The following is a 23,803-nucleotide window of genomic DNA, read 5'->3' on the forward strand; positions in this document are numbered from 1 at the left end:
CTTTGCACCAGTCCATCTCTAATTTTTCAGCACCGACAACAAACTGCTGTAGTCATCGCGCCAAGGCACAAAACCCGCACGGGGCTCGATGGCTTGGGCGGCTTGCAAGGCGGGTTGGTCAAAAAACGTGGCGTCGCCACTGACCAACACCCAGCGCGATGAAAACGACAGTTCGCTGCGATCGCCATCGTGCTCGACCAAGCGGGCGGTTTTGCCAAAGTGGGTGGCGGCGGTTTGCAACACCGGCAACAGGTCTAAAAAGCGGTTGGTGATGTGCACGGCCAGCACGCCGTCGGGCTTGAGGTGCATGAAGTACAGCGCAAAGGCCTCGCGGGTGAGCAGGTGAATGGGCACCGAGTCGCCCGAAAACGCATCGACCACCAACACGTCATAGCCCTGGGCGCTTTCGCGCTCAAGCTGCAAGCGGGCGTCGCCCAAGACCACTTCGGTGCGGGCAGCGGTGTCGCGCAAGTAAGTGAATTTTTGCTGGGCCATTTGGATCACCAAGGGGTCGATGTCGTACAGGCGGTACTCGTCGCCCGCACGCCCATAGGTGACCAACGTCCCCACGCCCACGCCCACCACGCCCACCTTGAGCGGGCCCTGCGCGGCCTTTGCCAGCAGCGCCATGCCAGCACCAGCGCTTGGCGTGTAGTAACTGGTGGGTTGGCGCCGGCGCTGTTCATCGGTGAATTGCTGGCCGTGGATGATTTGGCCGTGCAGCATGCTCAGGTAACCGCCATCGGTGACCTCGTACACCTTGAGTGCGCCATAAAAATTGCGCGCCATCCAGGCCACGCCCTGGTTGTCTTCCTGGTGGTCTTGCACGCGTACCACGCCCAAGCCCAGCACCAAGGCCAAGCCCACCACCCACAAAGGCCCACGGCCAATTTTGGGCCACTGGCCGTACCGCCCCAGCAACACGGCCATCACCACCACCGCGCTGAGCACCAGGCCCACCGACAACTCGTAGTTGCTGTCAAAACCATAAGGTGCAACCACACCGACAAAAAAGCCACCCAAAAAGCCGCCCACCGACAGCATCAGGTAATACATGGTGAGGTGTTGGCTGGCGGGTTGCTGTTTGGCCAACTCGCCGTGACAAACCATGCACACCACAAAAAAGGCGCACAGGTTCAGACCCACTGTGGTGGCAATCGGCCACTCGCCAATGCCCAGGGTGGGCAAATAGGCCAGCAGGCCCAAAGCCACCACAAACAAGGGCAGCCACAGGGTGCGGCGGTACCAGCCTTGGCCCTCAAAGCACAAGATGAACGACAGCAGATACAAAGCCAAGGGCGCGACCCACAGCATGGGGATGGGCGCGATGTTTTCGGTCAAAAAACTGGTGTCTGCGACCATCAATATGGACGGGCAGGCGGCCAAGGCCACCCACAAGCCGCGCTGACCCCAAGACACACTGGCCCCGCCTGGGGTGGTGCCTGCATCGGTCCCAGCGGACTGATCGCTACGGGCTGGCACGCCATGGCCCCGGCCACGCCAGGCCAAGTAAGCGCAAGCCGCCACAAAACACAAAAACAAGCCCGACCAAGCCCACGACTGCGCGCGCGTGGGCAGCAGCGGTTCGACCGCCAGGGGGTAGGCCAGCAAGGCCAACATCGAGCCCAAATTGGACAGGGCAAACAAGCGGTACGGCACCAGACCGGTCTGCTCGCGGGCAAACCAGGCTTGCACCAAGGGGCCGGTGGTGGACAGCACAAAGTAGGGCAGGCCAATCGAGGCGGTCAACAAACCCAAGATGCGCAAGGTGGGGTTTTCGGCGCCATCGGGCTTCCAGGCTTCACTGGGGGTGATGGGCAACAACCACAAACACGCCAGCAGCAACACCACATGCAAAGCGCTTTGCCGTGTCGGTGTGAGGTGGCGCACCAACCAATGGGTGTAGAGGTAACCCAACAGCAGCAGCGATTGGAAAAACAGCATGCAAGTGGTCCACACCGAGGCCGAGCCGCCAAACCAGGGCAAGATCATCTTGCCCATCAAGGGCTGCACCTGGAAGAGCAAAAACGCGCTCAAAAAAATGGTCAGCGCATAGGCCAAAACGGGGGCGCGGGTTGCAGTATTCATCCAGTCCTTGGGGGCTTGTCGGTGTTAAAAATGGGTTCAGGCGTCGGTGCTCACCGGCACACGGGCGGCCAGGGCGCACATCAACTCATAGCCAATGGTGCCCGCCGCCGCCGCAGGTTCGTCGATGGGCAGCAGCGAACCGCTGGTGTCTTGGCCCCACAGGGTGACCGCCGTGCCCACTTGGGGGCTGGCACCGGCTTGAATCACGGGCTCGAGATCCACCGCGATCATGTCCATGCTGACCCGCCCCAAGGTGCGGGTGGGCACGCCACCCACCAGCACCGGCGTGCCCGTGGGGCACAGGCGCGGATAACCATCGGCATAGCCACACGCCACCACGCCCATGCGTTGCGGGGCGGTGGCCCGGTAGGTCGAGGCATAACCCACGCTGTCGCCGGCGGCCAAGGTTTGCAGGCCAATGAGCTGGCTGCGCAGGCTCATGGTGGGGCGCAAGCCCCACTGCGCCACCAGGTTTTGCGGGTGGTCGGGCGAGCTGCCATACAGCGCAATGCCTGGGCGCACCCAGTCGGCCATCACACTGGCGTCCTGGTGGTGGCGCAGCAAGGCGGCGCTGTTGGCCAGGCTGCGCTCGCCGGGCAGGTCTTGGCAATGCTCGGCAAACACGGCGGTTTGGTGGGCGATGCCGCGCTCGCCATCGGCATCGCTGAAGTGGGTCATGAGCGACACCTCGTCGACCTGGGGCAAGGCGTTCAAGCGGCTCCACGCGGCGCGAAAGCGGCCCGGGGCAAAGCCCAAGCGGTTCATGCCCGAATTCATTTTCAAAAACACCCGTTGGGGCACTTGGGTTTTGTGGCGGCTGAGCATGTCAATTTGCGCGTCGCAATGCACCGTGTGCCACAGGTCCAGGCGCGAGCACAGCTCCAAGTCACGCGGCTCAAACACCCCTTCGAGCAACAAGATGGGCCCGCGCCAGCCCAGGTCGCGCACGCGCTGGGCTTCGTCCAAGTCCAGCAAGGCAAAGCCGTCGGCCCCGCGCAAGCCCTCAAACACCCGCTCGATGCCGTGGCCGTAGGCATTGGCCTTGACCACCGCCCAGACCCGCGCATCTTGCGCGCGCGCGCGCAACACAGCGAGGTTGTGCTTCAAAGCTTCAAGGTGGATGGTGGCGTGGATGGGGCGGGGCATGGCGGGGGCATTGTCGCAGGCGCATGTTATAAACCGGCATTCGACCACGGTGCTCAAAATAACAACATCCCGTGCAGTGCTGAACTGGCGCTGACACACCCATCACAAGCCGCGATGCACCTCCCCACAACTCCCATTGATTGTTTGGCATGAAGCGCGGTTTTTACACCATCATGGCGGCGCAGTTTTTCAGCTCGCTGGCCGACAACGCCTTGTTTGTGGCGGCTGTGGAGTTGATCAAGGCCTCGGGCGGGGCCGAATGGCAACGCGCCGCCTTGGTGCCCATGTTTGCCTTGTTTTACGTGGTGCTCGCGCCGTTTGTGGGGGCGTTTGCCGACTCGCGGCCCAAGGGCGATGTGATGTTTGTCAGCAACGCCATCAAGGTGGCTGGTTGCTTGATGATGCTGTTTGGCTCGCACCCTTTGATGGCCTATGCCATTGTGGGCTTGGGTGCAGCTGCTTATTCACCCGCTAAATATGGCATCTTGACCGAACTGCTGCCGGCCTCGATGCTGGTCAAGGCCAATGGCTGGATCGAAGGGCTGACCATTGCCTCCATCATTTTGGGCGTGCTGGTGGGCGGCCAATTGGTGGGGCCGCATGTGTCGGGCTGGTTGCTGACCCTGGACTTTCCGCTGATCGACACCGGTGTGGACACCGCGCCTGAAGCAGCGATTTGCATCTTGGTGTTCATTTACGCCCTGGCCGCTTGGTTCAACACCCGCATCCCCCACACTGGCGTGGACATGATTCCCCTGCGCAGCGACACCAGCCACAGCCTGGGCTACAACCTGGCCGCCTTGGTGCCCGACTTTTGGCGCTGCAACATGCTGCTGTGGCGCGACAAGTTGGGCCAAATCTCCTTGTCCACCACCACCTTGTTTTGGGGCGTGAGCGGCAATTTGCGCTACATCGTGCTGGCCTGGAGCGCCGCTGCGCTGGGCTATACCACCACCCAGGCCTCGGGTCTGGTCGGTGTGGTGGCGATTGGCACAGCCGTGGGCGCGGTGATCGCGTCCATGCGCATGAAGCTGCACCACGCCACCAGCGTCATGCCCCTGGGTATTGGCATGGGTGTGGTGGTGCTGGGCATGAACTTCATTGACAACGTCTGGGTGGCCGCGCCGTTTTTGATCATGCTGGGCGGCTTGGGCGGGTTTTTGGTGGTGCCCATGAACGCCTTGCTGCAACACCGGGGCCACAGCCTGATGGGTGCGGGCCGCTCCATCGCGGTGCAAAACTTCAACGAACAAGCGTGCATTTTGGCGCTGGGCTTTTTGTACACCTTCTCCACCGGCATGGGCCTGAGCGCGTTTGGTGCCATCACCGGTTTTGGCCTGATCGTGGCCGGATTCATGTGGCTCATTCAGCGCTGGCACAAGTCCAACACCGTGCACCACGCCGCCGAAGTCGATCGGCTGATGAAAATCGCCCGCGACGACCACTCACACGGCTAACCCCCCCACACATGCACGCCCGCCCCATTTGGCCCGTCATGGGCCTGCTGCTCAACGCCTTGGTCTGGGGCTTGTCGTGGTGGCCCTTGCGCGAAATGCAGGCCCTGGGCTTGCACCCGCTGTGGTCGAGTGGCCTGATTTTTGGCCTGGCCTTGGTGGTGCTGAGCTTTTGGAAGCCCACCGCTTGGCCACAGCTGCTCCACACCCCGGCGCTGTGGACGCTGATTATTGCCGCCGGTTTGACCAATGTGGGCTTCAACTGGGCGGTGGCCACCGGCGACGTGGTGCGGGTGGTGCTGCTGTTTTATGTGATGCCGGCCTGGTCCATCCCCATCGCTTGGTGGGTGCTGGGCGAGCGCCCCACCCGCGGCGCTTTGTGGCGCTTGGGCTTGGCCTTGGTGGGCGTGGCGCTGGTGCTCAAAACCCCCGACACCCCTTGGCCTTGGCCCGAAAGCGCGTCCGACTACCTGGCCCTCATGGGCGGGGCCAGCTTTGCCTGGACCAATGCGCTGCTGCGCCGCCACCACGACACGCCGTCTGGGGCGCGCATGATCGCCATGTTTGCCGGCGGCACCGCGCTCTCGCTGGGCTTGGCTGTGGTGTGGGTGGGTTTGGGCCACACCACCTTGCCCACCGACCTGTCGTGGTGGCCGTATGCCCTGGGCTTGGGGCTGACATTTTTGGCCTCCAACCTGGCGCTGCAATACGGCGCAGCGCGCTTGAGCGCCCACACCACGGCGCTGGTGATGCTGTCTGAAGTGGTTTTCGCCGCGCTTTCATCGGTGGCGCTGGGCGTGTCAGAGTTGTCGGCCCGCACCCTGATCGGCGGCGGTTTGATCGTGCTGGCCGCCGCCTTGAGCGCTTGGCCCAGCCGGACTCGGGCCATCACTTCGGCTTGATGCCAGCGGCCTTGTGAGGATTTCACCTTTTACTGCGTTTCTCCCATTTTTTGTGCCATTCAACAGTCAACGGTGGCAGTCCTAGGTAGATTTGTTGTGTTGCATCACACAAGGCGAGCAAGTCGCTCACATGTGGAAAGTGCTTGCGCTGCTCTTCATCCCAGCAATGAGGCGGCCGCTCCCAAGAAAGTCACATAAGGGGCATATTTTTTTACCTTTAGCCAGTACATGCGCGTCTTTTTGTCAGAAGTTGATTTAAACTTCTGACAAAAGCACCATGAGCCCACTTGCCCAACACATCCTTTTGCAAGCGCAATCTCTGCCTGAGGGCGGTTTGCTGTCGCCCAAAGACTTTTTGCATTTGGGGTCGCGTGCGGCGGTTGACCAAACGCTCTCGCGCCTGGCACGCGATGGCAAGCTGCTCAGGCTTGGTCGGGGTGCTTACGCTGTGCCCGTTCAGGGCCGCTTTGGTGTGCGCCCGCCCACGTCCGCATCGGTGGTGCAAGCCATCGAGTCGGCCAGTGGCGAAACGGTGGTGGCCAGCGGCGCGGCCGAGGCGAATGCGCTGGGCTTGACCACACAGGTGCCCACCCGCGAGGTTTACCTCACCTCTGGGCCTTCGCGGCGACTGACCTTGGGCAACCGGGCGATCGAACTCCAACACGGCAACCGCTGGCAAATGCTGCTGGGAAAGCGCCCGGCGGGCCAAGTCATTCGCGCACTCATTTGGCTGGGGCCAGAACAAACGCCCCTGGCGCTTGAAGGGATCAAGCGCCAGCTGCCCACCCAAGAATGGAAGGCCTTGGTTCAGGCGCGCGCAGGCTTGCCCAGTTGGATGGCCAAAGCGGTCAGCGAGGCAGGTCTTGGCTGAGGCCTGGCTCAGCCTCAGCCGCGAAGACCGGGCTGAAGCACTGGAGGTCGCCGCTGCGCAAACAGGCCGCGCACCACATCTTTTGGAAAAAGACGTTTGGGTGGTGTGGGTGTTGTCGGTGATTGACCAGTCGCCACTGGCGAACAAGCTGACGTTCAAAGGTGGCACCTCGCTGTCCAAGGCCTACAAAATCATTGACCGCTTTTCAGAAGACATCGATCTGACTTGCGACATCCGTGCGATCGCCCCCGATTTGCTGCGCGATGGCAACCCCATCCCCGAAACAGCGAGTCAAGCCAAAAAAATCTCCGACCACGTTCGCGCACGCTTGCCGCTGTGGATTGAGGGCGAAGTGCTGCCCATCCTGCGCTCAGCCCTTGAGCGCGATGGATTGCAAAGCAGCCTGTCGCTGGCTGGTCTTGATCGGGAGAAGCTGCTGTTGGCCTACGCGCCCATCAAGATGGGCATGGGCTACACCCAGTCCACGATTCAGCTGGAGTTTGGCGGGCGGGCCACGGGTGAACCACACCAACGACACGCCGTGACTTGCGACATGGCAGCAGCCCTGCCTGAGATTGCTTTTCCATCAGCCCAACCCTTGGTGATGGCAGCGGAGCGGACTTTTTGGGAAAAGGCCACAGCCGCGCATGTGTACTGCCGTCAAGGCAGGTTGCGAGGCGATCGCTATTCGCGTCACTGGTACGACCTGGCTGCCATGGCCGAATCTGGCCATGCCCAAGCAGCCATTTCAGATCAATCGCTTGCCCGCGATGTGGCTCTGCACAAGTCCATGTTCTTTTCCGAGAAAGATGCCGCCCACCTACCCATTGACTACAAGGCAGCCGTTGGGGGGCACATTCAGATCATTCCCGAAGGGGGTGCAATGGTTGCACTGGAAAAAGACTACGCCGCCATGCTGGAAGATGGTTTGCTATCCACGCACCAACCCCGGTTTGACAGCATCATGGCAGCTTGTGCCCATTTGCAAAACTTGATCAACCGCTGATCAGAAAAAGCCACACCACCCGCCCCCGCACGCCGGCTTGATGCCGGCAGCCCTGAGGAAGGTTGTATTCATCAGAGCAAAGTCACCCCGTTGTGATACGTGATGCTGGCAACCCCAGGCTGGTTTTTTAGCGACCACGCACAGCCAAAAGTCATCAGAGTGCGCAGCGAAAGAACGCTGTTTCTAGCCATTTGTTCTATTGACAGGGGCGGGGCTTGTCTGCACCATCGAACGCAGCTTGGGTCGTCATGATCGACACACCGCACAGTTCACAAGGCGCCGCTTTTGGCGCATGGAGAAAGCATGGTTCACAACAAGGTCGTCATGGTCACCGGGGCCGCGCAAGGCATTGGGCGCGCGACGGCTGAAAAGTTTTTGGCCCAAGGCTGGCAGGTGCTGGCCATCGACCAACAAGCCGAAGGCTTGGCCACTTTGCAAAGCGCAGCACCGACCCAAGTGAACACCCTGGTCTTGGATGTCACGGGGGAAGATGCGCCCACCCAAGCGATGGCGCTGGCCAAACAACGCTTTGGCCGGCTCGACGCCCTCATCAACAACGCAGGCATTGGCAAATCCAAGGCCGTGCATGAGACCACCGACGCGGAACTGGACCGGTTTTATGTCATCAATTTGCGCAGTGTGTTTCGCTTCTCCCGCGAGGCCTTGGGCCTGATGGCGTCCGGCGCATGCATGGTGCATGTGGCCTCCACCTTTGGCCTGATTGGCAACCCCGTGGCGTCGTCCTACGCTGCCACCAAAGCCGCGCTGATCGGTTTGACGCGCCAGATGGCGGTGGACTATGGGCCCCGCGGCATTCGCATCAATGCGGTCGCGCCCGGCGTGATCCACACCCCCCTGACCGAGGCCCGGCTGGGTGACGCAGGGTTTCGCCGTTTGATGGTCAACACCACGCCTTTTCCGCGCATCGGCACCCCACAAGACGTGGCCGGTGCAATTCACTTCCTGTGCTCTGAGGACGCTGGCTTTGTCAATGGCCACGTGTTGGTCATTGACGGGGGTTGGAGCGCCACCAACAGCGTGGGCACGCCAGACTGAAAGGATGGGTTAAACATGTTTGTACGCAACACGTGGTACGTGGCCGCTTGGGACCACGAGGTGGGTCGCCATTTGATGGCCCGCAAAATTTTGAACATCCCGGTGGTGCTCTACCGCACCGCAGCGGGCGCGCCAGTGGCCTTGGAGGACACCTGCCCGCACCGCTTTTACCCGCTGTCCAAGGGGCAACTGATCGGCGATGCGGTCGAGTGCGGCTACCACGGCTTGCAATTCGATTGCAGCGGTCGCTGCCAGCGCGTGCCCGGGCAAGACAAAATTCCCGACAGCGCCAAGGTGCGCAGCTTTCCTGTGGTGGAGCGCTGGGGCTGGATTTGGATTTGGATGGGAGACCCCAACTTGGCCGACGAGGGTTTGATCATCGACATTCCCCAGCTTCGCACCAAAGAATGGGCAGTGTGTGCGGGCGAGCTGTTGCACTTCAAAGGCAATTACACCTTGATGACCGACAACTTGCTCGACCCCTCGCACGTGAGCTATGTGCACCGGTCCACCTTTGGGACCAACGAGGAAGCCCAACTGCCGGTCAAAACCACCCAGCACGAGCACTTCATCACGGTCAGCCGCATGGTGCCCGACAAGCCCCCGGCACCGGTGTTCAAGCGCTTTGGCAACTTCAAAGGCAATGTGCATCGCTGGCAGGTGTACCGGGTGGCGCCACCGTCTTTGTGCATCATTGACACCGGCTCGATCGACGCCACGGGAGACGATGGCTCAGCGCTGGACTTGGCCGAGGACAGCTTGACGCGCATGGTCAGCCTGCCTGAGGGCGACCCGCGCCAAATGCTGGCCATCCGTGGGTTTGACTTCATGACCCCAGAGACCGACAACAGCACCCATTACTTTTGGTTTTTGATCCGTAACTTTGGCCTCACCGACCGCTACATCGAGCGCCAAGTGGTCGACCAAGCCACGTTGGCTTTCAAAGAAGATTTGGTGGTGGCCGACGCCATCCAAGAACGCATCGATAGCGGCATCTTGCCCAAGCCCACCCATTTGCGGATGGACGCGGGGCGCGCCCAAGCCCACATGCTGCTCGAGCGCATGATCGCCGCTGAGCAAGCGGCACAAAGCAGCCAGCCATGAAAAAAGTCATTTGCGTGGTCGGCTCCCAAGGCGGCATTGGTGCGGCTTTGTGCGAGCGGCTGCAAGCCGATCACGACATCATTCGCATGGACGTTGACGGGCCCATCCCCATTGACCTGGCCGACCCCGCCAGCATTGAGCGGGCTTTTGCCCTGGCGCGCGAGGCCGCGCCGCAGATCGACGCGCTGGCGCTGACCGCAGGCATTTTGCACCTGGACAAGTTGAACAACCTGAGCTTGGCCGAATGGAACCGGGTGATGGCCATCAATTTGACGGGGCCTTTTTTGTGTTGCCAAGCCGCCCAAACCTGGTTGCGCGATGGCGGTCGGATGGTGTTAACCGGTTCCTTGGCCGGCCGCACTGGGGGGGTGCTCACCGGCACCGCTTACGCAGTGTCCAAAGGGGGCATTGAAAGCTTGACCAAATCCATGGCCCAAGAGTTGGCACCCCGGCACATCACGGTCAACTGTGTGGCACCTGGCGGTGTGGACACGCCCATGGTGCGCCGTAACCCGCCGGCCTCGGTGCAAATGCTGGAAGCGGCGACCCCTTTGAAGCGCCTGGGCTCGCCCCATGAGATCGCAGCGGCCATGGCTTTTTTGCTCAGCGATGACGCGGCTTACATCACCGGCGAGGTGCTGGCCGTCAATGGCGGCATTCGCATGGACTGACCCACCACAGGACACACATGACATCCACCGCCAAACCCACCACCATGACCCGCCGATTGCGCGAGTTGCTGGCGCGTCCCCAAGCCCTGATGGCCCCCGGCGCGGCAGACGCCTTGACCGCACGGTTGGTGGCGCGCCAAGGCTTTGAGGCCATCTACATGAGCGGCGCTGGCACCACCGCCGTGCGTTTGGGCATGCCCGACATTGGCTTGCTGACCATGGGCGAGATGGCCGATAACGCACAGCGCATTGCCGAAGCCTCCGGCCTGCCCCTGGTCGCCGATGCCGACACCGGCTACGGCGGGGTGATGAATGTGCGCCGCACGGTGCGCGCCTATGAGCGCGCCGGCGTGGCCGGGATCCACATCGAAGACCAACAGTGGCCCAAGCGCTGCGGGCATTTGGCCGGCAAATCGGTCATCCCCGTGGGCGACATGGTCAGCAAGGTCAAGGCCGCCACCGACGCGCGCCACGATGATGATTTTGTGATCATTGCCCGCACCGATGCATTGGCGGTAGAGGGTTTTGAAGCGGCCATGGCGCGTTGCCAAGCTTATGCACAAGCCGGTGCCGACATGATCTTCATGGAAGCGCCCTCGCTGCGCGAGCACCTCGAGGCCGTGCCCCGGCAAATCAAGGTGCCCACGCTCTACAACATGGCCTCCAGCGGCAAAACGCCTTTTTTGGGCATCGACGAAATTGGCCGCATGGGCTACAAGTTGGTGATCTACCCCAACTTCGCTTTGCTGTCGGCCATCAACGCGATTGAAAAAACCCTCGCCACCTTGCACCAAACGGGAACGGTGGCCGGCATTGCGCCACACATCACCAACTTCCAACAGTTTTTTGACCTGCTGGGCATGCGCGAAGTGCAAGACTTGGAAGCCCGCTTTGGGGTGGACGACACCCACCGTGTGGGCTACTGAATCCATCCAACACCCACGCCCCTGACCATCACCAAGAGGAACCCACATGTCGCAACACAGTTACACCAAAGGCCTGCACGATCTGGGCCGTGGCCACTTTGCTTATTTGGTGCCCGATGGCAGTTGGGGTTGGTCCAATGCCGGCTTGATCGAAGACTCGGGCCAAACCATGTTGGTCGATACGCTGTTTGACCTAAAGATGACCGCCGACATGCTCAAGGCCATGCGCTCCGCTGTGCCCGCGAGTTCGCAAATTGGGGCGTTGATCAACACCCACGCCAACGGCGACCACACCTTTGGCAACCAATTGGTGGAGGGCGCGCGCATCATCGCCTCGCAGGCCTGCGCCGAAGACATGAAGCTGCGCCCGCCCGAAGAGCTGGCCCGCTGGGGCCGCGAGTGGCCCACCATGGGCATTGCGGGCAAGTTCTGGCAAGAAGTGATTGGCTCGCGCTTTGATTTCGAGGGCATCCATCTGACCTTGCCGACCGAAACCTTCACCGGGCAAATGAACCTGCGCGTGGGCAACAAAGAGGTGCAATTGATCGAAGTGGGCCCAGCCCACACCCGGGGTGACGTGCTGGTGTATGTGCCCGAAGACCGCATCCTCTACACCGGCGACATGTTGTTCAACGGCGGCCACCCCGCCATTTGGGCCGGCCCGGTGAGCAACTGGATCAAGGCCTGTGATTTGATGCTGTCATGGGATTTGGAAGCCGTGGTCCCCGGCCATGGCCCGATGACCGACAAAGCTGGCATCCGTGAGTTTCGCGACTACCTGATCTATATTTTTGAACAAAGCCGCATCTGCCACGCCAACGGCATGACCTTTGAGCAAGCCGCCGACCACATGTCCTTGGACCGCTGGGCCCACTTGGCCGAAGACGAACGCATGTATGTCAATGTGTTTGCCTGCTACCGCGAGCTGGGTGGCATGCAAGGGCCCAAGCCCAACTTTGAGCAGATGTACCAGCTGATGGCCAAGAAACACTTTTCCAAGCAAGCGGGGCATGGTCACCACGATCATGGCCACGGCCATGACCACAAGCATTGAGCCCTTGACCGTCAGGTGACGGTGTAGTCGTCGCGGTCAAAGACCCGCGTCATTTCCCAGTAGTCCACCATGCGCCAGGGTGAAGTGGCAAAAACGCGACCTTTTTTGTTTTTGTACCAGCTGCCCACGCCCTTGTGCGACCACACCATTTGGCTGTGGATGTCGTCCACCCGTTGGTTGAACGCATCATGGACCTCGGGCTTGCAGTCCAGGCTGGTGTAACCCCCTTCAAGCATGTCGCGCAAGGCCAGCAACAAATACCGCGCTTGGCATTCGCTGAAAAAGATCGCGCTGCCGCCATGGGCCAAGGTGGTGTTGGGGCCAAACATGACGAAAAAGTTGGGGAAGCTGGGCACGGTCAAGCCCATGTAGGCACGCGGGTCATCATCGCCCCAGCGCTCACGCAAACTGCCTTGGCGTCCTTCAATGTGCATCGGCCAGGTGATGCGACCAGCCTGAAACCCGGTGGCCAACACCAAGGTGTCCAAGGTGTGCTCTTGGCCGTCACGGGTGCGCACCCCATGAGGCAACACGCGCTCAATGCCGTCAGTGACCAAATTGACCTTGGGGTTGGTCAACATGCGGTACCAATGGTTGTCGCGCAACATGCGTTTGCCGTAGGGCGGAAACATGGGCACCGCTTTGCGAATCAGCTCGGGGTCGCCGCCCACCTCATGGGTGATGTGGGCAATCAGGTTTTGGCGAATTTCATGGTTGGCCGCATTCAGCGACAAATCCGGCTGCGCCCAGTTGGGGTCCACTTTCAAGTGGGGGTACAAACCGTCTGCGGAGGCCCAAAACAACTGAAAGCGATACCACTGCGCGTAGTGGGGCAGGTTTTTGAGGGCCCATTTTTTGCCCTCGCTGACCTCGGAAAAATACAAGGCATTTTTGATCGCCCAATGCGGGCTGCGCTGAAAAATGGTCAATTGCGCCACGTCGTCCACGATCGAGGGGCCCACCTGCATGCCGCTGGCACCGGTGCCCACCATGCCCACACGCTTTCCCTTCAAGGGTGCGCCATGGTCCCAGCGTGCGGTGTGGAACTTGGCACCTTGAAAGTCGTCCAAACCGGGCAGGTCCGGAATGGCGGGGATATTCAGCTGACCCACCGCGCTGACCAAAACCTGTGCCTGGAGCACGCTGACCACACCATCAGGCCCACGCACCTGCACCTGCCACAGTTTTTCGGCTTCCACCCACTTCGCGGCCGTCACCTCGGTGTGAAAACGCACATGGCGGCGAATGTCAAATCGGTCAGCGCAGTCCTCGAGGTATTTCCAAATTTCATCGCGCGGCGAAAAGTAGCGCGACCAGCCGTGGTTGGGCGCAAAAGAGTATTGGTAAAAGTGGTTCGGCGTGTCCACGCCACAGCCGGGGTAGCTGTTCTCCAGCCAAGTACCGCCCACCGAGGCGTTGCGTTCAATGATCTCAAAGGGGATGCCCAACTCTTGGAGCTTGACGCCGGTGCCAATGCCCGACTCGCCGGCACCAATGATCAGCACTTTGAAGTTTTGCAGCACTTGCTCGCTGGGCCGTTGGCGCCAGTGGACCTCCAAGGCCGGGGTTTGGCCCAGGCGCATCTCGTGGTGGATCAAGGGCAAGTATTCGTCGGGCACGGTCTGCCCCACGCAGGTGTTCATCATGCGGTGCAATACCGCCTCGTCGGGCAAGGACGCGTCGCGTTGCCCACGCTCGCGCGCCAACAAAAACTGGTTGAACTTGTCGAGCAATGCCGCCTTCAAAGGCGCGGGCACCTCTTCATGGAAGGCCCAAGGGCCCTTGATGTAAGGGCGATAGGTTTCCAAGGCTTGCGTGTCACCACTGAGGTGCACGTACGACATCAGCAAGGGCGCAAAGTCCGCTTGCGCCAACAGGGGTCTAAAGTCCAAGGTAGGCCTTTTTCAGCCGGGGGTTGCTGGCGATCTCAGCGGCGCTGCCGCTCAGGCTGAAGCTGCCGTTTTCCAATACGTAGGCACGGTCGGCAATGGCCAAGCTTTGCACCACGTTTTGTTCAATCAAGATGACGGTGACGCCCTCGAGGCGAATGCGTTTGATCATCGCAAACATCTCTTGCACCATCATGGGCGACAGGCCCAACGAGGGCTCGTCCATGATGAGCAAGCGCGGCTCGCCCATCAGCCCTCGACCAGTGGCCAGCATTTGCTGCTCACCGCCCGACAAGGTGCCAGCCAGTTGCGGCAAACGCTCGCGCAAACGCGGAAACCAGTTGAGGATTTTTTCCAGGTTGCTGGCGCGGCGGGCTTTGGCGCGTTGGTAGCTGCCCAACTCCAGGTTTTCCAGCACCGTGAGGTTGGGGAATATCAAGCGACCTTCGGGCACTTGGATGAGCCCGCGCGAAACGATGGCATTGGCCTCGACGCCATGCAGGGATTCGCCCAAAAAAGTGATCTCGCCTTGCGTGTGTGGCACCAAGCCACACATCACATTGTTAAGGGTGGTTTTGCCCACCCCATTGGAGCCCAGCACCGCCACGACTTCGCCCTCGGCGATGGTCATATCGATGCCGCGCAGCACGCTCAATGCGCCATAACCGGCATGGATGTTACGCACCTCAAGCATCGGCGGCCCCATGGCCCAGATAGGCCTCGATCACCTGCGGATTGGCGGTGATTTCTTGTGGCGTGCCATTGGCAATCATGCGCCCATTGTTGAGCACATAAATGTGATCGGACAAGCTCATCACCGCTTGCATCAGGTGCTCGATGAGCAAAATTTCAACCCCGCTGTCACGGATGATGCGAATCATTTCGGTCATCTCGCTCACCTCGGTGGGGATCAGACCGGCCATCACCTCGTCGAGCAACAGCAAGCGTGGTTCGGTGGCCAAGGCCTTGGCCAACTCCAAGCGCTTGCGCCCGGCAATGGTCAAGGACTGCGCCGGTTTGTCGAGCATGTCTTTCATGCCGATTTTGGCGGCCAAGGCGCTGGCTTTGTCCAGCGCCGCCGATCGGTTGCGTTCGCGCAAGTGCGAGCCCACGGCGATGTTCTCGCGCACCGTCAAACCGGCAAAGGGCTGAACAATTTGGAAAGTCCGCACCAAGCCCAAACGACAAATATCAAAAGGCTGCATGCCGGTGATGTCTTGGCCTTGGAAGGTGACGCGGCCTTCGTCAGGGATGACAAAGCCCGACACAATGGCAAACAAGGTTGTTTTGCCCGCGCCATTGGGGCCGATCAAGGCGGTGATCTTGCCAGGCTCTACCTTGAGGTGGGCTTGGGCATTGGCTTGCAAACCGCCAAAACTTTTGGAGATGTTGTCGACTTCAAGAACGGCCACGGAACAACCCCATCAGCCCATTGGGCAAGAAACGCAACACCACCAGCAAGAGCACACCATAGGCCATCAAGTTCGCGCCGGGCGAGTCCCCCATGGTGTGCTTGGTGATCTCGCTGAGCACACCCAAAGACAGCGCACCGATGAACGGCCCCAGCACCGTGCCTGGGCCGCCAATCAATGGAACCAGCAAAGCGCTGATCGACATCGACGGCCCGTAACCGATGTGTGAATCGACGAACAAAAAATACTGCATGTAAAACACGCCTGCCGTGGCGGCCAATGCCGCAGAGATCACGATGGCCCTTAACTTGACCTGAAAGGCGTTGATGCCCAAGGCCTTGGCCGCATCCTCGTTTTCGCGGATCGCCACCAAATGGGCGCCAAAGCGTGAAGACTCCAACCACATGGCCACACCGGTGGCCATGATGGTCAGCAACAAGATCAGGTAATAAAACCATTGCCGATCAGCAAACTGCATGTGGGCCGCACCGGGCTTGAGCGCGAGCAACATGCCAAAACCCGAACCGGTGAAATCCCATGCGTTGACGATGACCCGAAACACCTCGGCGAACGCCAAGGTGACCAACGCAAAGTAAGACCCGCGCAAGCCATAGCGAAAACTCACGGCACCAATGAACAAACCCACAATGGCCCCAGCCGCAATGGCCACCCCAGCGCCCGCCCAGGCATTGACGCCAAAGTGGGTTTGCATCACTGCGGTGACATAAGCACCCGTGCCAAAGAAGACGGCGTGGCCATACGAGGTTTGTCCGCCATAGCCGCCCAAGATGTTCCAGCTCTGCCCGATCAGCGCGTGGAACAGCAGCATGACCCAAAAGCCCATCCAAAACTTGGACGAGACAAACAGGGGTATCAGCACCAGCGCCAAAATCAGCACCAGCATGATCTGGGTTTGCCGCTTCATGTTTGTCATGTGTTGCGCTGTCCAAACAAGCCGTTGGGCTTGAAAAGCAAGACCAAGATAAAGATGATGAAAACCCCGATTTGACCCAGGCTTTCACCCAGCCACAAACCGCTCCAAGCCTCCACAACGCCCAAAAACAAGCCGCCCAGCAGCGCGCCAATGAAGCTGCCCATGCCGCCCAGCACCACCGTGGTGAAGGCGATCAACACAAAGCCGTCACCCACTTTGGGCGTGACGTAATAGGTGGGGATCAGCAAACATGCAGCCACCGCGATGCAGGCCGAGCCAATGCCAAAGCTCATGGCAAAGATGTGATCGACACTGATGCCCACGATGCGTGCGCCGCGCCGCTCGCGGGCCACCGCCCGAATGGCTTTGCCCAAATCGGTTTGGGTCATGAGCAGCCAAAACAACAAGCCCACCACAATCGATGCGGCCACACCAATGATTTTGGGCAGCGCCAGCGATATGTCGCCCAACTCGACAAACATCTGGGCTTGGGGAATGTCGATGTTGCGCGTGTTGGATGTCCAAAGGTACAGCGCCAGGTTGTCCAAAATGATCGAAATGCCCAAGGTGACCAGCAACACATTGATGTCTTTGCCAAAACCCAGGGGGGCGATCAAATAGCGCTGCAAGGCGTAGCCCAGCACAAAAAAGGCGGGTGGAACGATCAACAAAGCGGTGTAGGGGTCGACACCAGCGCGCTGGTGCAAAAAGAAGCAGGCGTACAAAGCCATCATCAAGGTGCTGCCATGGGCAAAATTGATGATGTGCAGCACGCCATAGATCAAGGTCAGCCCCAGCGCACCCAAGGCATAGATCGCGCCGACAGTCAACCCGTTGAGGGTGACTGCCGTCAAGATGCCAATGTCAAACACAGTTGCCCGGTCAACCCAAAGGCACAGGGAAGACCATCTTGGCCGTGGCGTACTCGGGTGGGTAAACCACTTCGACCTTCATGCCCTGGATTTGGGTGTTGATGGGGCGTGCGCCTTCGTTTTGGCCATTGACAAACTTGGTGGGGCCATAGGGCATCACATGGCCGTCAAAGGTGCTGTTGGTCAAAGCCTGGTTGATCTTGTCGCGGTCACCCGAGCCGGCCTTTTCAATGGCGTCAATGGCCAACAACACATTCGAGTAGTTGAGCAAGACCTCATAGGTCAAGTCCACCTTGGCTGCATCCAAGGCCGACACCAAACGCTGGCTGCGCGGTTTGCGCGGGTCAATCCAGTGGTTGCAATCCATGATGCCTTGGGCCGCGGCATTGAACTCGCGCACGAATTTCATGTTGGACGCGCCGCCGCCGATGACCGAGTAGATGGCTTTCTTGGGCACCTTATTCTGGTGAATCGAGCGGGCCAGCAGCACGTACTCATTTAAGTAGCAAGAGGGAATGATCAGATCAGGTTTGCTCGACCGGAGCTTCAAACCAATGTTGGTGAAGTCGCGGGTGGGGGTGGGAAAGCCAATGCTCTCCACAATTTCAAAGCCGCGCTTGGGCAGCTCACCGGCCAAGGTTTTGGCCAGGCCCGAACCAAAGGCGCCATCTTCAAACACCAAGGCCACGGTTTTGACTTGTTTGCCGGTGGCGTCGTTGATGTTGGTCAGGTTTTGCAGCGCCACATCGGTGATTTGCTTGAACCCCGGCGCCAAGCGAAACACGCCGTACAGCCCGCGCCCGGTGATTTGATCGGACACCGCACCGTCCACCAAAAAAGGCACTTTATTGCGTGCCGATGCTTGGGTGGCCGTCAAAGCCAAACCGCTGGCGTAGCCACCCACAAAGCACGAAATGCCTTGCTCAGACAACTTGTCCACTTCGGACACCGCCGCCTCGGGCTTGGACTGGGAGTCGCCGATCACCAGTTCGATCTTGGCGCCGCCCATGGAGCGGATGCCGCCCGCAGCGTTGATCTCGTCCGCGGCCATCTTGGCGCCGACCATGCCCTGTGCGCCGTTGTAGGCGAACATGCCGGTCATGGGCTGGATCATGCCGATCTTGACCGTTCGGGTGGACGCTTGTCCAAACGAAACGGAAGGCATGCCCAAAGCGCTGGCAGCGCCCGCGGCACCCACCACCTGCAGCAAACGCCGACGTGGTTGATTGACCAATGTGGGGTTGCGCTTGTCCTCGCTCATGGGTAACTCCTTGTTCAGTGGTGAGTGATGAAAAATCTTGTCATTCTGGCCAGGCCGATGGCGGCCATGCCTTGCGAAAGACGCTCGGATACTAGGGCCGTGGGTGATTCACTGCAAGAGGGGAAGCACCATGAAAACCCTATAGGGTCGCAAGCGTTACTCACTCCATCTTGAGGTTGGCCCCATGCGCGCCACCTTGGCCGCGTTGTCGCAGTCGATGCGCAAAATGATGTATTTTGGCGCGGTACAGTGCATTGATAATCTTCAACGGAGTTGGTTCTGCTCTGCGGAATCAAACCGCTTGCGAACCCGCTTTTGCAGGCTTGGCTGGGCAATTGCTTCCCCCTGAACCGCACTTGATGCTGGGCCACCCATGGCCCGAAACCCCACCAGAGGCCCCCATGTTTGACCTGCACAACCAGCTGGACGTGATCGAAAAAGACGTGGTTTATCAAACCGTCGCGGGCTTGGATTTGCAATGCCGCATCCACATGCCGGCCCAGCCCGGAAAACACCCTTGGCCGATGCTGCTCGATGTGCACGGTGGGGGCTGGAACCGCTTTGACCGCACCCGCGACGGGCCCGTCGATCAGCAACTGGCGGCGCTGGGCATGGTGGTGGCTTCGGTGGACTTTCGCCTTAACGGCCAAGCCCCGCACCCAGCGGCCATGCAAGACATCCACAGTGCCATCCGGTGGCTCAAAGCCCACGCGGCCGACTTTGACGCCACGCCGGAGGGCATGGGCGCGTTGGGCTTTTCTAGCGGTGGCCACCAGGTGCTGATGGCCGGCATGCGCCCCCACCATGCAGCCTATGGCAGCGCAGAGGGGGACGCACACAACGCTGAGTTGGCCTACCTGATTTGCAGCGGTTGCGGCTATGACCTGATCACCGCCATGACCGAAAAGTCGCCTGTGGCGCCGCACAAATACGATCACTTCAATTTGTACGATTATTTTGGTGGGGTTGAAGGCGTGCGCGGCGAAAGCCCGCTACATGTGATCCAAACCCAAGAAACCTTGGCCACGCCACCGCTGTTGCTGATCCAAGCCGGTGCCGATGTGCTGCCGGGCTTTACCAATGACAAAGCGGCCGAGTTTGCGCAGCGCTACACCCAACGCGGGGGCCAAGTGGAGCTGGCCATCTTGGCCGGTGCGCCGCACATCTTCATCAACCCCGGCCTGATGCCCGACAGCGAAGCCATGCGCCGCGGTTTGGCCATGCTCAAGGGCTTTATCGCACGCCAATTGGATTACCAAGCGCACCCCTTTACACCGCCCCGCTGAAGGGTGCGGGCCATTGGGGTCAATGCCGATGGCATCCCCCCAGTTTGGCTGATACATTTTTTTGCCCTGCGCAGTAAACGCCCCTTCACCCCACCGAGCGAGACAACCATGAAACACCTGATCCGACTCTCCATTGCCAGCTTGTGCACCGCCTTGGTCATGCCCTTGTCGGCACAAGCCCAAGAAACCACCTTGCGGGTGGTCAGTGGCTTTGCTGAAAACCTGAGCTACGTCATTCGTATGCAGCAAATGTTTGACAAGCTCAACAAAGAGGGCAAGGGCGTTTTGCAAATGAACTTCATCGGCGGCCCGAAGGCGATTCCGCCATTTGAGGTGGGCAATGCGGTGAAAACTGGCGTGGTCGACATGGCCTTGACCACTGGCGCTTTTTATACCAACCTGATGCCCGAAGCCGACGCGCTGAAGATGGCCCAATTGACCATCACCGAGCAACGCAAAAGCGGCGCTTTCGATTTGATCAACGAGATCTGGTCGAAAAAAGCCAATATGTATTACCTCGGTCGCATGGGCGAGCAGCAACCTTTTTACCTGTACCTGACCAAGAAAATCGACAAGGCCGATTTGACCGGGTTGAAGCTGCGCATCACCCCGGTGTACCGCGACTTTTTCCAGACCTTGGGCGCCACCGTGATCACCACCGCACCCGGTGAGGTCTACACCGCCTTGGAGCGCGGCGTGGTCGACGGCTATGGCTGGCCGCTGACGGGCTTGTTCGATCAGAACTGGCAAAAAATGACCAAGTTCCGTGTCGAGCCCGGCTTTTACAACGCCGAGGTGTCGCTGGTGGTCAATTTGGATGTATGGAAAAAGCTCAACCCCAAGCAGCGCGAGTTGCTGCAAAAACACATGCTCGAGCTCGAAGCCGACAACACCGCTTACTGGAAAAAGAACAGCGAAGACGAGATCAAGCGCCAGGACCAAGCCGGCATCCAGGTCATCAAGTTTGACCCGGCCACCGCCAAACAGTACCTGGACAAAGCCTACGACTCAGGCTGGGCTGGAGTGATCAAAAACAGCCCCGAGTACGGGCCCAAACTCAAACAAGCCCTGACCAAATAAGCCACACCCATGAGTGGACCGATGCCGTGCGCTGCATGGCTGGGTGCTTGACGTGCAACAACTCGAAACCTGGTTTGGCCATCTGCTCACCGCCTTGGCGATGGTGGCGGCCGCGCTGTTGCTGGGCATGGTCTTGATCATCAGCGCCGATGTGCTGTTGCGCAATGTGCCCTTGGTGCCCGGGATGATGGGGCTGGATTGGGCGAACCAAGTCTCCGAGAGCATGCTCATGCTCATCACCATGCTGGCCGCGCCGTGGTTGCTGCGCCGGGGCCAGCACATCCGGGTAGACATTGTGTTGCGCGCCATCCCCAAAACGGCGGCTTGGTACACCGAGTGGCTGGCCGATGTGTTGGGGCTGGCGTGTTGCGTGCTGATGATGGTCAACAGCTGGAGCGCGCTGATGGCCAGCTACCGATCGGGCTCGCTGGCGATCAAAACCCTGGTCACCCCCGAATGGTGGTCGCTGGCCCCCATGCCGGTGGCGTTTGCCTTGCTGGCGATTGAAATGCTGTTTCGCATGTACCGCTTGTGGCATGCTGACAAAGGGCCGCGCGACGACGCGGTGTCGGCCGCATGAGCTGGGAGCTGGCCGCTTGGTTGTTGCTGGGCGGCTCGACCGTGCTGATTTTTTTGGGCCTGCCCGTGGCCTTTGGCTTTTTGGTCATCAACCTGGTGGGCGCGTGGCTGTACCTGGGTGGTGAACCCGGATTGGTGCAACTGGCCCGCTCCAGTGTGGTGTCGGTGTCGAGCGCGGCGCTCACCCCCATCCCTTTGTTTGTGCTGATGGGCGAGGTGTTGTTCCACACCGGCTTGGCGGTCAAGGTGATCGACGGCATTGAGCGCTTGATCAAAGAGGTGCCCGGCCGCTTGGCGGTGGTCGCGGTGGTGGCTGGCACGGTGTTTTCGGCCATCTCTGGCTCGACCATTGCCACCACGGCCATGCTGGGCAGCCTGATGGTGCCGGTGATGTTGGCGCGCGGCTACCACCCGACCATGGCCACCGGGCCCATCATGGCCATTGGTGCGGTGGACATGCTCATCCCGCCTTCCGCGCTCACCGTGTTGCTCGGCTCGCTGTCGGGCATCTCCATCTCCAAACTGCTGCTGGGCGGCGTGCTGCCCGGCCTGCTGCTGTCACTGGCCTTTGTGGCCTACATCATCGTGCGCTCGCGCATGCAACCCAGCTTGGCCCCCATGGGTGAAAGCACACCCTACCGGGGCTGGGACAAATACCGCTTGTTTGTTTTTTATGTGTTGCCGCTGACGTCGATATTTGTCATCGTCATCGCCTCCATGACCTCGGGCTGGGCCACGCCCACCGAGTCAGCCGCCATTGGGGCATTGGCGACCATGCTGTTTGCCATGGCCTACCGCGCGCTCACCGTCAAGAACTTGGTCGGCGCCTTGCTCGGCACGGTCAGCATCAGCGGCATGATTTTGTTCATCATCGTGGGGGCCACGACGTTTTCGCAGATCCTGTCGTTTTCTGGGGCCAGCAATGGTTTGGTGCAGTGGATCACCGGCCAAGCGCTGGCGCCTTGGGTGGTGGTGGTGGCCATGATGGCCTTGCTGATTTTTTTGGGTGTGTTTGTCGACCAGGTGAGCATGATGATGATCACCCTGCCGATCTTCATGCCGGTGGTCACCAGCTTGAACATTGACCTGGTGTGGTTTGGCGTGATGTTCCTCATCTGCATGCAGCTCGGCATGCTGCTGCCCCCGCATGGCATGTTGCTCATGACGATGAAAGGTGTGGCCCCGCCCGAGGTCACCATGGGCCATATTTTCAAAGCGGTCACGCCGTATGTCATCATGAGCATCTTGTTGCTGGTGCTGGTGTTTTGCGTCCCCACTGTGGCGGTGTGGTTGCCCAATTTGATGGACTGACACCCGGCGCTTTGCGCCATCGGCACCCACCACGACCACCCCCTCACCCAGGAGTCTTCTATGAATGCCAACGTCAGTGCCTTGCCCCAACGCGATGGGGTCAAAACCCGCGTCTCCGACCCCGAGTGGGACACCCGCGTGCAACTGGCCGCGTGCTACCGCTTGGCGGCGCATTTTGGCTGGACCGATTTGATCTACACCCATATCTCGGCCGTGGTGCCGGGCAGCGACAACCAACATTTTTTGCTCAACCCCTTTGGTTGGACGTTTGATGAAATCACCGCCTCGAGCTTGGTCAAGATCGACCTCGAAGGCAACAAGGTCGATGGCTCGTCGCACAAGGTGCACAAGGCAGGCTTTGTGATCCACAGCGCCATCCACCAAGCGCGACCCGATGCGGCCTGTGTATTCCATTCGCACACGCGGGCGGGCATGGCGGTGTCCATGCTGAAATGCGGCTTGTTGCCTTTGTCGCAACACGCCAATTTGTTTTATGGCCAAGTGGCCTATCACGACTCCGAAGGCTTTTCCATCAACCTTGACGAGCGCACCTCCTTGCAGCGCGACCTGGGCGACAAGTCGGTGATGATTTTGCGCAACCACGGCACCTTGGTGGCGGGCCCCAGCATCCCCATGGCGTTCAGCATGATGTCGCACCTGGAAAAAGCCATGCAAGCCCAGATCGATGCCATGGCCACCGGGCAAGAGCTGACCACCACGCCGCACGCCGTGTCGCAAGCCACTGCCGAGCGCGGCTTCACCAGCCGCACGGTTGCCGAGTACCAAGAAGGCGAGAGCCCCCTGGGCCGCATGGAGTGGCCGGCCATGCTGCGGCTGCTCGACCGCATCGACCCCTCTTACCGCGATTGATGGCCGCCGTGCCCTCTAATGCCTTCGCGCA

The 23,803-nt window shown here is 60.2% G+C and carries 22 protein-coding genes; 14 read left to right on the plus strand and 8 right to left on the minus strand.

Translation table 11 applies throughout. The annotated features are described in order from the left end of the window. Window positions 1–18: 18 nt before the first annotated feature. Both AC8GFZ_RS13310 and alr read right to left on the minus strand, forming a co-directional pair. The gene (locus tag AC8GFZ_RS13310) at window positions 19–2,088 is read right to left on the minus strand and encodes a spermidine synthase (RefSeq protein ID WP_506645390.1); all 2,070 of its coding nucleotides are present in this window, start codon (window positions 2,086–2,088) and stop codon (window positions 19–21) included. 36 nt (window positions 2,089–2,124) lie between these two features. Further along, on the minus strand, window positions 2,125–3,234 hold the full coding sequence (alr, locus tag AC8GFZ_RS13315; protein WP_506645391.1) for an alanine racemase: 1,110 nt from the start codon (window positions 3,232–3,234) through the stop codon (window positions 2,125–2,127). Between the two features lie 149 nt (window positions 3,235–3,383). Between alr and lplT the strand changes: the two genes are divergently transcribed. From lplT to AC8GFZ_RS13360, 9 genes are all read left to right on the plus strand, one after another. After that, the gene (lplT, locus tag AC8GFZ_RS13320) at window positions 3,384–4,691 is read left to right on the plus strand and encodes a lysophospholipid transporter LplT (RefSeq protein WP_506645392.1); all 1,308 of its coding nucleotides are present in this window, start codon (window positions 3,384–3,386) and stop codon (window positions 4,689–4,691) included. An 11-nt stretch (window positions 4,692–4,702) separates the two neighbouring features. Then, window positions 4,703–5,590 carry a DMT family transporter gene (locus AC8GFZ_RS13325; RefSeq protein ID WP_506645393.1) on the plus strand — a complete coding sequence of 296 codons (888 nt, stop codon included), beginning with the start codon at window positions 4,703–4,705 and terminating at the stop codon, window positions 5,588–5,590. Window positions 5,591–5,867: 277 nt separating this feature from the next. Next, the gene (locus AC8GFZ_RS13330; protein ID WP_506645394.1) at window positions 5,868–6,461 is read left to right on the plus strand and encodes a DUF6088 family protein; all 594 of its coding nucleotides are present in this window, start codon (window positions 5,868–5,870) and stop codon (window positions 6,459–6,461) included. Further along, window positions 6,454–7,467, plus strand: a complete 1,014-nt coding sequence (locus AC8GFZ_RS13335; RefSeq protein WP_506645395.1) for a nucleotidyl transferase AbiEii/AbiGii toxin family protein — start codon at window positions 6,454–6,456, stop codon at window positions 7,465–7,467. The genes AC8GFZ_RS13330 and AC8GFZ_RS13335 overlap by 8 nt, the downstream gene beginning before the upstream one ends. Before the next feature lie 303 nt (window positions 7,468–7,770). Then, entirely contained in the window at window positions 7,771–8,523 is a 753-nt protein-coding gene (locus AC8GFZ_RS13340; RefSeq protein WP_506645396.1) for an SDR family NAD(P)-dependent oxidoreductase, read from the plus strand. A gap of 15 nt (window positions 8,524–8,538) precedes the next feature. Next, entirely contained in the window at window positions 8,539–9,627 is a 1,089-nt protein-coding gene (locus AC8GFZ_RS13345; RefSeq protein ID WP_506645397.1) for an aromatic ring-hydroxylating dioxygenase subunit alpha, read from the plus strand. Continuing rightward, window positions 9,624–10,298, plus strand: a complete 675-nt coding sequence (locus AC8GFZ_RS13350) for an SDR family NAD(P)-dependent oxidoreductase (RefSeq protein ID WP_506645398.1) — start codon at window positions 9,624–9,626, stop codon at window positions 10,296–10,298. The genes AC8GFZ_RS13345 and AC8GFZ_RS13350 overlap by 4 nt, the downstream gene beginning before the upstream one ends. A gap of 17 nt (window positions 10,299–10,315) precedes the next feature. Further along, the gene (locus AC8GFZ_RS13355; RefSeq protein WP_506645399.1) at window positions 10,316–11,224 is read left to right on the plus strand and encodes an isocitrate lyase/PEP mutase family protein; all 909 of its coding nucleotides are present in this window, start codon (window positions 10,316–10,318) and stop codon (window positions 11,222–11,224) included. 46 nt (window positions 11,225–11,270) lie between these two features. Further along, on the plus strand, window positions 11,271–12,278 hold the full coding sequence (locus AC8GFZ_RS13360) for an MBL fold metallo-hydrolase (RefSeq protein WP_506645400.1): 1,008 nt from the start codon (window positions 11,271–11,273) through the stop codon (window positions 12,276–12,278). Between the two features lie 11 nt (window positions 12,279–12,289). On the opposite strand, the gene AC8GFZ_RS13365 is transcribed toward AC8GFZ_RS13360, so the two are convergent. Genes AC8GFZ_RS13365 through AC8GFZ_RS13390 form a run of 6 tightly spaced genes read right to left on the minus strand, consistent with a single transcriptional unit; the run spans window position 12,290 to window position 18,646 of the window. Continuing rightward, window positions 12,290–14,170, minus strand: coding sequence for a flavin-containing monooxygenase (locus tag AC8GFZ_RS13365; protein ID WP_506645401.1), 1,881 nt, complete (start codon window positions 14,168–14,170; stop codon window positions 12,290–12,292). After that, window positions 14,160–14,861: an ABC transporter ATP-binding protein gene (locus AC8GFZ_RS13370; protein WP_506645402.1), complete on the minus strand. Its 702-nt coding sequence runs from the start codon at window positions 14,859–14,861 to the stop codon at window positions 14,160–14,162. Before AC8GFZ_RS13370 ends, AC8GFZ_RS13365 begins: the two co-directional genes overlap by 11 nt. Then, window positions 14,854–15,579 (minus strand): ABC transporter ATP-binding protein, encoded by a 726-nt coding sequence (locus AC8GFZ_RS13375; protein ID WP_506645403.1) that lies wholly within the window; start codon window positions 15,577–15,579, stop codon window positions 14,854–14,856. Before AC8GFZ_RS13375 ends, AC8GFZ_RS13370 begins: the two co-directional genes overlap by 8 nt. Next, entirely contained in the window at window positions 15,566–16,504 is a 939-nt protein-coding gene (locus AC8GFZ_RS13380; protein WP_506645404.1) for a branched-chain amino acid ABC transporter permease, read from the minus strand. The genes AC8GFZ_RS13375 and AC8GFZ_RS13380 overlap by 14 nt, the downstream gene beginning before the upstream one ends. A gap of 5 nt (window positions 16,505–16,509) precedes the next feature. After that, the gene (locus tag AC8GFZ_RS13385) at window positions 16,510–17,385 is read right to left on the minus strand and encodes a branched-chain amino acid ABC transporter permease (protein WP_506645405.1); all 876 of its coding nucleotides are present in this window, start codon (window positions 17,383–17,385) and stop codon (window positions 16,510–16,512) included. Window positions 17,386–17,395: 10 nt separating this feature from the next. Then, window positions 17,396–18,646: an ABC transporter substrate-binding protein gene (locus AC8GFZ_RS13390; protein ID WP_506645406.1), complete on the minus strand. Its 1,251-nt coding sequence runs from the start codon at window positions 18,644–18,646 to the stop codon at window positions 17,396–17,398. Between the two features lie 401 nt (window positions 18,647–19,047). Here AC8GFZ_RS13390 and AC8GFZ_RS13395 point away from each other — a divergent pair, with 401 nt between their 5' ends. The 5 genes from AC8GFZ_RS13395 (at window position 19,048) to AC8GFZ_RS13415 (ending at window position 23,772) form a co-directional block, all read left to right on the plus strand. Next, entirely contained in the window at window positions 19,048–19,932 is an 885-nt protein-coding gene (locus tag AC8GFZ_RS13395; RefSeq protein WP_506645407.1) for an alpha/beta hydrolase, read from the plus strand. Between the two features lie 108 nt (window positions 19,933–20,040). Beyond that, window positions 20,041–21,012, plus strand: coding sequence for a TRAP transporter substrate-binding protein DctP (gene dctP / locus AC8GFZ_RS13400; protein ID WP_506645408.1), 972 nt, complete (start codon window positions 20,041–20,043; stop codon window positions 21,010–21,012). A gap of 13 nt (window positions 21,013–21,025) precedes the next feature. After that, complete coding sequence (locus AC8GFZ_RS13405; RefSeq protein ID WP_506645409.1) at window positions 21,026–21,592, plus strand: TRAP transporter small permease; 567 nt, start codon at window positions 21,026–21,028, stop codon at window positions 21,590–21,592. After that, window positions 21,589–22,902 (plus strand): TRAP transporter large permease, encoded by a 1,314-nt coding sequence (locus AC8GFZ_RS13410; protein ID WP_506645410.1) that lies wholly within the window; start codon window positions 21,589–21,591, stop codon window positions 22,900–22,902. The genes AC8GFZ_RS13405 and AC8GFZ_RS13410 overlap by 4 nt, the downstream gene beginning before the upstream one ends. A 60-nt stretch (window positions 22,903–22,962) precedes the next feature. Then, window positions 22,963–23,772 (plus strand): class II aldolase/adducin family protein, encoded by an 810-nt coding sequence (locus AC8GFZ_RS13415; protein WP_506645411.1) that lies wholly within the window; start codon window positions 22,963–22,965, stop codon window positions 23,770–23,772. Window positions 23,773–23,803 lie beyond the last annotated feature (31 nt).

The organism is Limnohabitans rimovensis (SeqCode), assembly GCF_965234775.1.
In the GTDB taxonomy this organism is placed as follows: domain Bacteria; phylum Pseudomonadota; class Gammaproteobacteria; order Burkholderiales; family Burkholderiaceae_C; genus Limnohabitans; species Limnohabitans rimovensis.

Coding starts and splice junctions, on each gene's coding strand:
- AC8GFZ_RS13310 (WP_506645390.1), bottom strand. CDS start 2,088: ATGAATACTGCAACCCGCGCCCCCGTTTTGGCCTATGCGCTGACCATT.
- alr (WP_506645391.1), bottom strand. CDS start 3,234: ATGCCCCGCCCCATCCACGCCACCATCCACCTTGAAGCTTTGAAGCAC.
- lplT (WP_506645392.1), top strand. CDS start 3,384: ATGAAGCGCGGTTTTTACACCATCATGGCGGCGCAGTTTTTCAGCTCG.
- AC8GFZ_RS13325 (WP_506645393.1), top strand. CDS start 4,703: ATGCACGCCCGCCCCATTTGGCCCGTCATGGGCCTGCTGCTCAACGCC.
- AC8GFZ_RS13330 (WP_506645394.1), top strand. CDS start 5,868: ATGAGCCCACTTGCCCAACACATCCTTTTGCAAGCGCAATCTCTGCCT.
- AC8GFZ_RS13340 (WP_506645396.1), top strand. CDS start 7,771: ATGGTTCACAACAAGGTCGTCATGGTCACCGGGGCCGCGCAAGGCATT.
- AC8GFZ_RS13345 (WP_506645397.1), top strand. CDS start 8,539: ATGTTTGTACGCAACACGTGGTACGTGGCCGCTTGGGACCACGAGGTG.
- AC8GFZ_RS13350 (WP_506645398.1), top strand. CDS start 9,624: ATGAAAAAAGTCATTTGCGTGGTCGGCTCCCAAGGCGGCATTGGTGCG.
- AC8GFZ_RS13355 (WP_506645399.1), top strand. CDS start 10,316: ATGACATCCACCGCCAAACCCACCACCATGACCCGCCGATTGCGCGAG.
- AC8GFZ_RS13360 (WP_506645400.1), top strand. CDS start 11,271: ATGTCGCAACACAGTTACACCAAAGGCCTGCACGATCTGGGCCGTGGC.
- AC8GFZ_RS13370 (WP_506645402.1), bottom strand. CDS start 14,861: ATGCTTGAGGTGCGTAACATCCATGCCGGTTATGGCGCATTGAGCGTG.
- AC8GFZ_RS13380 (WP_506645404.1), bottom strand. CDS start 16,504: ATGAAGCGGCAAACCCAGATCATGCTGGTGCTGATTTTGGCGCTGGTG.
- AC8GFZ_RS13390 (WP_506645406.1), bottom strand. CDS start 18,646: ATGAGCGAGGACAAGCGCAACCCCACATTGGTCAATCAACCACGTCGG.
- AC8GFZ_RS13395 (WP_506645407.1), top strand. CDS start 19,048: ATGTTTGACCTGCACAACCAGCTGGACGTGATCGAAAAAGACGTGGTT.
- dctP (WP_506645408.1), top strand. CDS start 20,041: ATGAAACACCTGATCCGACTCTCCATTGCCAGCTTGTGCACCGCCTTG.
- AC8GFZ_RS13410 (WP_506645410.1), top strand. CDS start 21,589: ATGAGCTGGGAGCTGGCCGCTTGGTTGTTGCTGGGCGGCTCGACCGTG.
- AC8GFZ_RS13415 (WP_506645411.1), top strand. CDS start 22,963: ATGAATGCCAACGTCAGTGCCTTGCCCCAACGCGATGGGGTCAAAACC.